The organism is Kitasatospora sp. NPDC001261 (assembly GCF_042896795.1).
Taxonomy (GTDB): Bacteria; Actinomycetota; Actinomycetes; order Streptomycetales; family Streptomycetaceae; genus Kitasatospora.
Genome location: NZ_JBIAXP010000007.1, coordinates 65,425 through 77,088, shown reverse-complemented (window position 1 = coordinate 77,088; position 11,664 = coordinate 65,425). Strand labels below are relative to the sequence as shown.

9 protein-coding genes are annotated in these 11,664 nt (G+C 72.8%); 6 read left to right on the top strand and 3 right to left on the bottom strand.

What is annotated here, in order from left to right; translation table 11 throughout:
• Window positions 1–103 precede the first annotated feature (103 nt).
• The 3 genes from ACFY4B_RS11605 to ACFY4B_RS11595 all read right to left on the bottom strand — a co-directional run bounded on the left by ACFY4B_RS11605 (window position 104) and on the right by ACFY4B_RS11595 (window position 4,824).
• Window positions 104–1,243, bottom strand: a complete 1,140-nt coding sequence (locus ACFY4B_RS11605) for a nucleotide disphospho-sugar-binding domain-containing protein (RefSeq protein ID WP_387967380.1) — start codon at window positions 1,241–1,243, stop codon at window positions 104–106.
• 55 nt (window positions 1,244–1,298) lie between these two features.
• Window positions 1,299–2,654 (bottom strand): acetyl-CoA carboxylase biotin carboxylase subunit family protein, encoded by a 1,356-nt coding sequence (locus tag ACFY4B_RS11600; RefSeq protein WP_387967379.1) that lies wholly within the window; start codon window positions 2,652–2,654, stop codon window positions 1,299–1,301.
• Between the two features lie 118 nt (window positions 2,655–2,772).
• Window positions 2,773–4,824 carry a PEP/pyruvate-binding domain-containing protein gene (locus ACFY4B_RS11595; RefSeq protein ID WP_387967377.1) on the bottom strand — a complete coding sequence of 684 codons (2,052 nt, stop codon included), beginning with the start codon at window positions 4,822–4,824 and terminating at the stop codon, window positions 2,773–2,775.
• A gap of 579 nt (window positions 4,825–5,403) precedes the next feature.
• On the opposite strand from ACFY4B_RS11595, the gene ACFY4B_RS11590 reads away from it, so the two are divergent.
• The 6 genes from ACFY4B_RS11590 to ACFY4B_RS11565 all read left to right on the top strand — a co-directional run bounded on the left by ACFY4B_RS11590 (window position 5,404) and on the right by ACFY4B_RS11565 (window position 11,630).
• Window positions 5,404–7,143, top strand: a complete 1,740-nt coding sequence (locus tag ACFY4B_RS11590; protein ID WP_387823794.1) for a peptidoglycan-binding protein — start codon at window positions 5,404–5,406, stop codon at window positions 7,141–7,143.
• Between the two features lie 109 nt (window positions 7,144–7,252).
• Window positions 7,253–7,633: a hypothetical protein gene (locus ACFY4B_RS11585; protein WP_387967375.1), complete on the top strand. Its 381-nt coding sequence runs from the start codon at window positions 7,253–7,255 to the stop codon at window positions 7,631–7,633.
• Between the two features lie 192 nt (window positions 7,634–7,825).
• Window positions 7,826–9,673: a phage tail sheath family protein gene (locus ACFY4B_RS11580; protein WP_387967373.1), complete on the top strand. Its 1,848-nt coding sequence runs from the start codon at window positions 7,826–7,828 to the stop codon at window positions 9,671–9,673.
• A 7-nt stretch (window positions 9,674–9,680) separates the two neighbouring features.
• The gene (locus tag ACFY4B_RS11575; RefSeq protein ID WP_049649365.1) at window positions 9,681–10,205 is read left to right on the top strand and encodes a phage tail protein; all 525 of its coding nucleotides are present in this window, start codon (window positions 9,681–9,683) and stop codon (window positions 10,203–10,205) included.
• A 14-nt stretch (window positions 10,206–10,219) separates the two neighbouring features.
• Window positions 10,220–10,951, top strand: coding sequence for a hypothetical protein (locus tag ACFY4B_RS11570; RefSeq protein WP_387823785.1), 732 nt, complete (start codon window positions 10,220–10,222; stop codon window positions 10,949–10,951).
• Entirely contained in the window at window positions 10,944–11,630 is a 687-nt protein-coding gene (locus ACFY4B_RS11565) for a hypothetical protein (protein WP_387967371.1), read from the top strand. The genes ACFY4B_RS11570 and ACFY4B_RS11565 overlap by 8 nt, the downstream gene beginning before the upstream one ends.
• Window positions 11,631–11,664 lie beyond the last annotated feature (34 nt).

The following is an 11,664-nucleotide window of genomic DNA, read 5'->3' as shown; positions in this document are numbered from 1 at the left end:
CGTTGGTTTGGTTTTGGGGCGGGCCCCCCCGCGGGGGGGGGGGGGGGGGGGGCCCGCGGGGGGGGGGCCGGGGGCCCCCCCGCCCGGCACCGGGTGGGGTGGCTCAGGGGGTGCGGCGGGCGAGGGTGATGAGGTGAGACGCCACGGTGGTCGGGCTGGGCATCGCCGCGATTTCGGTGCTGACCGCGCGGGCGGCGCGGGTCAGGGCGTCGTCGGTGAGGAGGCGGTGGAGCAGGGCCGAGGTGATCTCCTCGGCGGTCGCACTGAGGCCGGCTCCGCGCTGGTGGACGGCGGCCGCGGTGATGAAGCGGTCGGAGCCGTCGGGCAGGACCAGCTGGGGGATGCCCGCGTCGAGGGCGCCGAGGGCCGTGCTGCTGCCGCCGTGGTGGATGGCGGCGGCGCAGGTCGACAGCAGGGCCTGCCAGGGGACCCAGCCGTACGGGCGGACGTTGTCCGGCAGGCTGCCGAGCGTACCGAGGTCGAGGTCGCCGGTGGCGAGGATGAACTCGGCGTCGATGTCGGCGGCTGCCGCGATGACGCGCTCGATCCTGGTGAGGCCGTCGGTCTTGGGCGGGACGGTGCCCAGCGTCACCGCGATGCGCGGGCGGTCGGCGGGTGCGGCCAGCCGGGCGGGGAGTTCGCCTTCGCCGTTGTAGGCGACGGGCCGCATCGAGGTGCCGTACCGCTCGTCGCCGGCCATGCTGGGCGGCGCGAGGTCGATGGTGTCCGCCGGGTCGGGCAGCCGGTCGATTCCGTGCCGGGCGAAGGTGTCCGCCATTTCGGCGAGCATCAGCGCGCGCAGCTTCGGGGTGCGGGCGAATCCGAGGTCGTGCTGGACGGCGGGCACGCCGAGGTGGGTCGCCGCGAGCAGGGCCACCGGGAACTGGTACTCGTACACCACCAGGTCCGGCCGCCACTGTGCGGCGAGTTCGACCGTCTCGTCGGCGACCCGGCTGTTGACGTGGGCGGCCAGCGGGACGAAGGCCTCGCGGTCGGCCGAGTTGCTTTCGACCACCCGCCGCATCAGGTCGGGCCGCCGGGTGCGGCCGGCCTCCCTGATCTCCTTGCGCCAGTCGACCCCGGGCGCGATGGGCAGGTATGGCAGCCCGGACGCGGCGACCCCTTCGCCGCCGTCCATCGAGGCCACCGCGACCTCGTGGCCGAGCTCGCGCATCGCCCTGGCCAGTGGGACCAGCGGGAAGAGGTGGCCCAGGCCGGGTGCGCCGGCGAACAGTACACGCATGATGGAACCTCGGGGAGAAGGAGAAAGAGGGAGGGGATGGGAGGAGGACGGGGGGTCAGGAGGCGGCCCGGTGCAGGGCGGCTTCCATGCCGTTCAGCACGGCGTTGCAGTCGCGCTGCAGGGTGGCGGCGTCGACGGCGCTGAGCAGGTAGACCCCGAGCCAGTTGCGCGAGCCGGCGGACGGGTCGAAGGCGGGGACGGGCCGGCCGGCGGGCATCGCGAAGGCGGGGACGGCTTCGATGGTGCTGCCCGGGGAGAGCAGGCTCTGCCAGTCGACGGCCTGCGGGTTCCAGAGCGGGGTGCTCTGCCAGGGCACGCCCGAGGCGTCGGCCGGGACGACGGCCAGCGACGCGGCGGCCCGGGTGCCGGTGGTGGGCATGGCCTCGGGGTAGTCGACGCGCTCGCCGAGCAGTTGGCGGACCAGCATGCCGATCGGGTCGAGTCCGAAGACCTCGTGGACCTGCCTGGTGGTGAGCAGGCCGCCGAACCTGGCCGCGGTCTCGATGACGACCAGTTCGCCGTCCTTCATCAGCTTCAGCTCGGTGTGGGTGCCGCAGTTCTCCAGCCCGAGCGCGTCGACGGCCTGTCGGGAGACCTCCTCGATCCGGCGCTGGACCGGCACCGTCATGACGGAGGGCGAGGTGCTGGCGACCTCGACGAAGGACGGTACGGTCGGCAGCTTGGCGGTGATGGCCAGGGGGCGGTAGACGCCGTCCGCGACGATCCCCTCCACGCTGACGTAGTCGCCGTAGCCGGGCTCCTCGTACCAGCCCTCGGTGGAGCCCTGGGCGATCTCCTCGACGAGGCGGTCGTGGTCGGTGTCGGCGGCGTAGAGCTCGTTCATGCCGACCCGGCTGCCGGCCTGGAGTCCGCGCTCGATCTCGGCCCACGCCGGGGCGGCTTCCTCGGGCTTGTCCAGCACGATCTGGGCGACCGAGCCGGCGCCCCAGGCCGGCTTGAGCAGCAGCGGGGGCGTGAACTCGGCCAGCGCGGTGTCCAGGTCGGCGAGGCTGTCGACCCGGCGGAACGCGGGTATCGGGACCCCGGCGGCGGCCCAGGCCTCGCGCATCAGCCGCTTGTCCCTGGCGCGGACGATCCCCTCGCCGGGGCCGGCCAGGTTGAGGCGGATCGCGGCCTGGGCGACGGCGAGGACCGCGAACTCGGAGAGGGTCAGCACCGCGTCGGCCCCGATGGCCTTCGCGTACTCCACGATCAGCTCGACCAGGTCGTCCCCGCGCGGCGCCTCGGGCACCAGCTCGATGCTGGTGCAGCTGGGCCGCCACACGTCCTCCCCGGACGCGGGCAGCGGCGCCAGTGCGAGGACGTGCAGCTCCCCGCAGGCGGCGATGCGCGGGAAGGCGTACTCCAGCGGGGCGCCGCCCTTGACGTAGACGTACAGAATCCGGTTCAACGTACTTGCTCCTGAGGGAAGTTCACTCGTGGGCGGCCGCGGGAAAGGGCGCGGAGGGACACACGGGCGCGCTCGTGCGCGGGCCCGTGCGGTGTTCCGGCGACATCAGCCGACGGTGTCAGCCGGCGGTGCGGAAGGGCCGCAGCTGCAGCAGGCTGATCTGGTCGCCCTCGATCGCCCACTCGATGTCGACCGGGGTTGCGTACGTCTCGTCGGGCGAGAAGTGCGACTGCAACAGCCTGCTGATCAGGGCCAGTCGGCGTACGAGGTCCTTGGTCCCGGCGTCCAGGTCGGTGGCGGCGGTGCCGAGCGAGACGGTGCGGCTGCCGCCTTCCATGGTGTTGCACAGGTACTGGAGCGGGGCGCCCCGGCCGGAGACCACGTCGGTCACGGAGCGCGGCGAGATGTTGAGGTAGACGTTGCGGAAGTCCTGCGGGCTCAGCGGGTTGCAGGTGACCAGGACGCCGCCGACGGTGGCTCCGACCTGTTCCTGGACGATCACGGCCATCCGGCAGTGGTCCAGGGGGATGCCCGCCTGGCGGCGCAGCAGGACCGCGCGGGGTGAGAACAGCGAGGCCCAGACCTCGCGGACCGCGTCGAGGACGGCGTCCGTGCCGCTGGCGTCGGCCACCGATTCGTAGAGTCCGGCGGCGGAGAAGCCGGCCAGGTCCTCGGCGTTGGAGGAGCTGCGGACGACCTGGACGCGGGCGCCGTACAGGTGCCGGTCGATCGCCCGGTCGATCTCGGTGCGGATCGGGTCGGGCAGCGGGGTGTCACGGATCAGCCGCTGGGCTTCGAGGCAGAGTTCCTCGATTCGTTCCTCGATCCGCGTCCCCCCGTGGAGCGAAGTCCCGTCCCGGAGGGCGGAGTCCAGCCGGTCGACGGCGGTGCGGAGTTCCGCCGAGGAGTCGAGGAAGCGCTGCTGGAGGGAGAACGGCAGCACGATGCCGCGCGGCACGTGGGCGTACTCCTTCACCAGGAGCTGCGCGGCGGCGTCCAGTTCGGCCGTGTCCGCGTCCTCTGGGAGGCCGAGTTGCCGGGCGAGGTAGCGGAGCAGGTTGTCCCGGGGCGGCCGGGGCACGCTGTAGAAGCCGAGCCAGCGCGGTGAGCCGTGCTGGAGCAGGTGGGTGAGTTCGCCGAGGTTGGCGGCCTTGGTGCCGAACCGGACGTGGTCGCCTTCGCGCAGTGCGGACAGCGGGGTGACCGGCGTGGGCGTGAGGTCGGGCAGGTCCACGGTGACGCGGTCGGCCGGCGGGGTCGGCGGGGCTTCCTCGCGGTCGCCGGGCCGGGCGGCTTCGAGGAGGAGCTCCCCGCCGTCGGCTTCGACGCGGTAGTGCACCCAACATCGGTCGCGCAGCCCGGCGCGGTCGATCCGCTCGGCGGCTTCGACGCCGACGGCGTTGGGGATGCGCCATCCGGCGGCCATCACGTTGATGTGGGAGAGCGGTGTGGTGTGCTCGGTGTGGATGATGCCGGAGACCCTGGGGATGTCCTCGGGCACCCGGGGCATCACCACGATGTCGTGCCACTCCAGCGGCTCGGGGTCGGCCCGGTACTCGTCCTCCGAGCCGAACACGCGCAGCCGTCCGTGGGCGGTCCCGGCGTTCAGCGGTACGTAGGAGGCCGCGGAGTAGAGCTCGTGGGACAGGACGCGCGGTATCTCGGTCTCCGGTATGCGGGCGAGGTAGCCCTCCTGCTCGTGGCCGGCCGGCTTGAGGACCAGCGGCAGCGAGGGGTCGATGTGCTCGCGCACCCGGTGGTAGAAGAACCGGAGCATGTCCTGGGACATGGTGTCGACGTCGACGGTTTCCAGGGACAGGAAGGTGTCGGCCTCGTGGCCGTTTTCCGCGGCGCGGCGGGTGTGGCGGGCGAGGGTGCCGAGATAGAAGCGACGGTCGGGATTCCGGTACACGTCGTCATTGAACGAATCGAGTCCGCGCGCCAGTTCGTCGATCGACATGCCGAGGATCTCGCACGCGATGTAGCGGACGTGGAGGGTGCCGTCGGCGCTGTCGATGAAGTGGAGCACCGACTCGTCGCTGTCGAGCACGACTTTCACATAGGGATAGCCCCCGACCTGGCCGGCGAGCTCGGAGAACTCCTCCAGAGTGAGCTTTTCGCCGGCGAGGCGGGGCCGCGTGGTCGCGTCGTTGCGATCCGAACGGGTCATGCGCACAGTTCAGCCATTCTTCGTCGTGTACACGATCAGTACACCTGGTGCAGAAGGGTCGGTACGACGGCGCCCACATTGCCATTCGATTTCAATGTTTGACGAATGGTCATGTCACATCAGGCCATCATGGAACGATCCGGCCACGGGAATCCGATAGGGGAATCCGCCCCGCCGCATCAAGCTGTGGTAAAGGTCACAACAAGGGGTGACCGGTGCTTGGTGAGCGATCGAGCATTTCCGGAATCGTTGATTCCTGTACGACCTCAGGAGGGCGCGCGCACTCCTCGCGCACCCTCCCCGCGCACCCCGATCGGAGCCGGCCGACGGATCCGGCGGCCTCGGCGGCACACCGGGGCAGGACAGGGCGTACGACCCTCCAGTGCCAGTGGCATATTGCCCGGAACGGCCCACTCCCGGATGCGGCGAAAGTGCGTAGATCCCTTGTATTTCAAGGGAGTTGACGCATACCGGGGGGTACGGTGAGGTGGGCATGACGCTCCGGTCGGCGTCACGTCCCGGGCTCGGGCCCGGGCGGGTCGGCCGTAGCTGCCATCGGCGCGAAGGGGGAGCTTCCTGATGGCATACGCGAAGGGTTATGACGTCTCCGACTTCCAGTCGGGCATTCCGGGGGACGCGGAGTTCGTCTTCATCAAGGCCACCGAGGGCGGCCGCACCGGTCAGTCGGGGTACACCGACAAGCTGGCGGACGCCCGGGGGCGGGGACTGGTGGTCGGGCACTACCACTTCCTGCACGCGGAGAACCCGGTCGACGGCGAGATCGAGCACTTCTGCCGGGTCGTCGGGCAGGTGCCCGCGGGCGAACTGCTGGTGCTGGACTTCGAGCCGTACGGGCAGTCCGTCGCCGACGGCGACGCGACCGCGGCGAAGAACCAGTGGCTGGCGGCGGTCAAACAGCGCTACCCGGACCACCTGGTCGGGCTCTACACCAACCGGGACTACTGGTTCCGGACGGACGACAACGCGGGCGACTTCCTGTGGATCGCGGACTACGTGTCCCCGGGTTCGCCGCGCGTCCAGGCATCCTGGCGCTTCCACCAGTACAGCGACGACCCGCTCGACGCGGACGTCTTCAACGGCTCGCTGGACGAGTTGAGGGCGTGGGCCGGCAGCGGCCAGGCCCCGGCCCCCGACACGCCCGCGCCGACGCCGACACCGAACCCCACGCCCTCGGTGCCCGACTGGCCGGGGCTGCAGCTGGTGAGCCGGGACCAGTGGGGCGCGCGGGCATGGCGCGAGCCCAACGGTTCGATCCCGTACGCCGGTGCGCGCGCCGGGGTGAAGGTGCACTACCTGGGCACCCGGTACGCCTTCGACACCCACGACACCTGCCCGGCCTACGTGCGGCGCCTCCAGGCCTCGCACATGAACGACGACGGCTGGTCGGACATCGGCTACAGCTTCGTGGTCTGCGAGCACGGCTTCGTGTACGAGGGCCGCGGCCTGAACCGGCGCAACAGCGCCAACGGCGACGTCCCGCTCAACGAGGCCCACTACGCGGTGTGCGGGCTGGTCGGCTCCTCCGGGTCGACGGAGCCGACGCCGGAGCAGCTCAACGGGCTGCGGGACGCGATCGAGTACTGCGAGCAGCAGGGCCCGGCGGGCCCGGAGATCAAGGGGCACCAGGACGGCTACTCGACCGACTGCCCCGGCCCGGCGCTGTACGCCTGGGTGCGGTCCGGTGCGCCGCGCCCGTCCGGGACGGTGGTCACCCCGCCGTCCCAGCCCGCGCCGCAGCCCGACCCGACGCCGGCCCGCTACCAGAGCAGCGTCGGCGGCCTGTCGTACGGCTACGGCGCGCACGGACCGCAGGTCACCATCGTCGGCGAGGCGCTGGTGGCGGCGAACTTCGGCTCGCACTACACCCAGGGCCCCGGCCCGGACTGGACCGACGCGGACACCCTCAACTACGCCGACTACCAGCGCAGTCTGGGGTACTCGGGCGGGGACGCGGACGGCGTGCCCGGCGAGGCCTCGCTGCGCCGGCTGCTGGGCGGGGCCGTCCCGCTGGCCGAGGTGTCGAAGTCCCGGGTGGTCGCGGCCGCCCGCCAGGACCCGGACGCGGCCCAGGGCGCCACCACGTACCCGGACGACGTGTACACGGTGGAGCAGGCGCTCCGCGCCGAGGGGCTGCTCGACGGGCAGTGGGTCGACGGCTCGTTCGGCACCAGCACCATCGACGCCTACGCCGCCCTGCAGCGCCGGTACGGGTACAGCGGGCAGCAGGCGGACGGCATCCCCGGCATCGACTCGCTGACGCGGCTCGGCCAGGCGCACGGCTTCACGGTCACCGGCTGATCGACGGCCACCGGCCGATCCACAGTCACTGGCTGATCCACGGCCACCGGCCGATCCGCGGTCGCCGGCTGTTCCGCAGTCACCGGCCGACGTCGTCCGAGGAGGATCGATGTACCAAATCGCCCTGTCCCTGTGGCGCACCTGTGTGCCCTACATCGTGGCGTTCCTGGCGGTGCAGGCGGCGCGGCTCGGCCTCCACCTGGACAACGCCTCCGTCACCTCCGCCCTGGTCACCGGCTTCGGTACGGCCTACTACGCGGTGTTCCGCTTCCTGGAGCACCGGTTCGGCGCGACCTGGGGATGGTTCCTGGGGGCCGCCAGGCCGCCGTCCTACCAGCCGCCGGCGGCCACCCCGCCGGCGGCCGCCAAGCCGATAGCGGCCACGCCGACCACGGCGGCCACCGCACCAGCCGCACCGGCGGCGGCGGAGCCGCCCACGCCGCCGACGACCACCCGCCCCGACTACCGGAACCTGCCCGAAGGCGGCTGACCGGCCGGACGGGAGACCGACCCGGGGTTGCGGAATTCCCTGCTCCGCAACCCCACGAAATAGGCGCAGTAATACAATTAAGTTTCTCAGTTCAGGTCTTGACGAATAGTCACCCGACTATGAAACTGAGCCTGCCACCACTGCATCGGGCACCATCGGTCCCTTGATGCACGAAGTGAACGGAGGGGGAATTTGCCGACGATACCGACCTACCCCGGCGTCTACATCGAAGAACTTCCCAGCAGCGTCCGTACCATCACCGCGGTGAGCACCTCGGTGACCGCCTTCGTCGGGGCCACCCGGCGCGGCCCGCTCGACCAGCCGGTCACCCTCACCAGCTTCGCGGACTTCGAGCGCCGTTTCGGCGGGCTCGCGGCGCAGAGCCCGGTCAGCTACGCCGTCCAGCAGTTCTTCCTGAACGGGGGCTCGGTCGCGGTCGTCGTCCGGGTCGCGGCGGCCGGCACCGGCGCCGCCGCGGGTGCCACGCTCACTTCGACGCAGACCTCCACCGCGACCCCGGTCCTGGACGTCACGGCCGTCGAGCCGGGGCTCTGGGGCGGGACGCTGCGGGTCGCCGTGGACTACCGGACGCCCACGCCCGGCGACACGTTCAACCTCCAGGTGTTCGACACCTCGGGCGCGGTCCGGGAGTCCTTCGCGGACCTGTCGGTCCAGGACGGCAGCCCGCGGTTCGCCGAGACGGTGGTGAACAGCGGCTCGGCGGTGGTCCGGGTGAAGGTCCGGGCGGCGAGCCGGCCGGACCCGGTGGGCACCGTGTCCAAGCCGTTCGCGGCCGCCCTGCCCGACCTCACCCACGAGGTCCAGGTGAAGATCGGCGACGTGACGCGGACGGTCAGGATCTACGACCCGGCCGTGGACGGCGCCGCGCCGACCACCGTCACCGAGCTCGCCCTGCTGCTCGAACGCAAGCTCCGCGCGCTGCCCGACGCCCCGGGCAAACGCGTCTTCGCGGGCACCCGGGTGACGGCGTTCGGCCGGCAGCTCCAGGCCGTCGCCGGCTCCACCGACCCGGCCGACGTGGTCCGCTTCCTCGGCGAGGCGGCCAACAACCTCGGCCTGGAGGGCTCGGTCAGCCCGCCGGTCTTCGCCCTCGCCGGCGGCCAGGACGGCGGGGCCCCCGGGCTGACCGACCTGATCGGCAGCGAGGCGGGCAAGACCGGCATCCAGGCGCTGCGCGACGTGCAGGACGTCAACCTGCTGGTGCTGCCCGAACTGGCCGGCTACGCCGACGTGGACGACGCCGTCACGGTGGTCTCGGCCGCTCAGGCGCTCTGCGTGGAGAAGCGGATGTTCCTGATCGTCGACTCGCCGCAGGCGTGGACGACGCTGGACGCCGCCCGGGCCGGCCTGTCCGCCTTCGACTCGGTGCGCGGCGACCACGCGGCGCTGTACTTCCCGCACCTGGAGCTGGTCGACCCGCTCACCGGGCGGCTGCGCGCCTTCCCGCCGTCCGGCACCGTCGCCGGGGTGATCGCGCGCACCGACGGCCAGCGGGGCGTGTGGAAGGCCCCGGCGGGGACGGAGGCCGGCCTGCCCGGGGTGCGCGCCCTGACCGTCCCGATGACGGACCGGGAGAACGGCCTGCTGAACCCGCTCGCGGTGAACTGCCTGCGGACGTTCCCCGTGGTGGGCCCCGTGGTGTGGGGGGCCAGGACCCTGGCCGGCGCCGACGTACTCGGCTCGCAGTGGAAGTACGTGCCGGTGCGGCGCCTCGCGCTGATGCTGGAGGAGAGCCTCTACCGCGGCACGAAGTGGGTCGTGTTCGAGCCCAACGACGAGCGGCTGTGGGCGCAGATCCGGCTGAACGTGGGCACGTTCCTGCACTCGCTGTTCCAGCAGGGCGCGTTCCAGGGCACGTCCGCGCGCTCGGCCTACTTCGTCAAGTGCGACCGGGACACCACCACCCAGGACGACGTCAACCGCGGCGTGGTCAACGTCGTGGTCGGGTTCGCGCCGCTCAAGCCCGCGGAATTCGTGATCGTCAAAATCGAGCAACTCGCCGGACAGTTCGAGGTTTAGGATCTCCATGGTCGAGTTCACCGTCAATCCGCACCGGTTCGATCCGTACAAGAACTTCAAGTTCCTGGTCGTCTGGGACGGACGGGTCGTCGCCGGAATCAGCAAGATCAGCCCGCTCAAGCGCACCACCGAGGTGGTGAAGCACCGCAGCGGGGGCGATCCGAGCGCGCCGCGCAAGTCGCCGGGCCGCACCGACTTCGAGGCGGTCACCCTGGAGCGCGGGGTCACCCACGACCCGGAGTTCGACCGCTGGGCCAACAAGGTCTGGATGGTCGGCGCGGGCCGCGGGGCGGAGGTCTCGCTCCGGGACTTCCGCAAGGACCTGGTGATCCAGGTGCTCAACGAGGCCGGCCAGGTGGCGGTCGCCCACAAGCTGTACCGCGCCTGGCCGAGCGAGTACCAGGTGCTGGGCGAACTGGACGCCAACGCCAACGCGGTGGCCATCCAGAGCCTCAAGCTGGAGGTCGAGGGCTGGGAACGGGACGAGGAGACGCCCGAGCCGGAAGAGCCCTCGTTCCAGCAGCCGGCCTGAGGGGCCTGAGCGCGATGGAACTCGCGGGGGAGGCGGCCCTGTTGGCCACCTGGGAGGCCGGGGTGGCGGCCGGCCGCAGCGGGCGGGCCCTGCTGCTGCACGCCGTCGCCCGGCCCGCCGCCGGGCCGGAGGAGCTGCTGGCCGTACCGGTCGGCGAGCGGGACGCCGAACTGTTCGGCCTGCGCGGCGAGTTGTTCGGTGAACAGCTCACCGTGCGGGTGGGCTGCCCGGGGTGCGCCGAGGAGATGGAGTTCGACTTCGACGCCGGACAGGTGGTCGGTGCCGGTCGACCGGCCGCCGGGCCGCTGCGGGTGGAGTCGGACGGCTGGCGGGTCGGCTTCCGGCTGCCCACCACCGGCGACCTGGCAGCCGCCGAACGGGCCCCCGCGGGCGAGGCCAGGACCGTCCTGCTGGAGCGGTGCGTCCTGAGCGCCGAGCACGACGGGGAGCCGGTGCCCGCCCGGCGGCTCCCCGAGCCGGTCCAGCGGCAGGTGGCCGAGGCCGCCGCCGCGGCCGACCCCTGCGCGGACGTCCGGCTCAACCTCGGCTGCCCCGACTGCGGCCGGCAGGCCCTCGCCGAACTGGACATCGCCTCCTACCTCTGGGAGGAGCTGGACGCCTGGGCCCGCGCGACCCTGCTCGACGTCCACCTGCTGGCCACCGCCTACGGCTGGAGCGAGCCGGAGGTCCTGGCGCTCAGCCCGCTGCGGCGCCGCTACTACCTGGAGCTGTGCGCAGATGCCTGACTACTTCGACCGCCTGGTCGCGAAGGGCGGCCCCGGCGGGGACACCGTCCGCGTCCGGCCGCGCCTGCCGGGGCCGTTCGAACGGATCGAGACGCTCGGGGCGGCGCCGCCGCCCGTCGGGGAGGCCGCCGCGCCGGGCCGGGAGGTCGGACAGCCCGGGCCCGCGCCACTCCCCCGGCCGTCGGCGGCACCGCGTCCGCTGCCGTCCGAGGGGCCGCTCCGGCCGGCGCTCCGCGAGGCGCCGCCGACTCCTCCGGCCGCGCTCCCGCTGCCGCGCACGCCGCTGCTGGTCACGCCCCCGCTCGCGCCCGCTCGCGTCGCGCCGGCCGCGGCCGCCGGGCCCGGGACGGAGGGTACGGCCGCCCGCCCGGCGGCCGTACCGGCGGTCACCGCACCCGTCCGGCCGCCGGGCCCGGAACAGGCGGCGACCCCGCCGCCGGCCACGGGACGGCTCGGCGTCGCGCCCGCCGCCCGGCGCCCGGCCGCTGCGGGCGCTCGGGCCGCCGCTCAGGCGGCGCGTGGCCGGCAGCGGCCGGCCGAGCGGGTGGTCCGGGTCCAGATCGGGCGCGTGGAGGTCAGGGCCGCGGAGCGCGCCCCGGCCGGCCCGCGCCGGGCGGCGGCCGCCCGCCCCTCCCCCGCGCTCGACCTGGGCGCGTACCTCGACCGGGAGCGGCCATGACCAGGCGAGTGGGCCTGCGGGCCGTCACACGTCG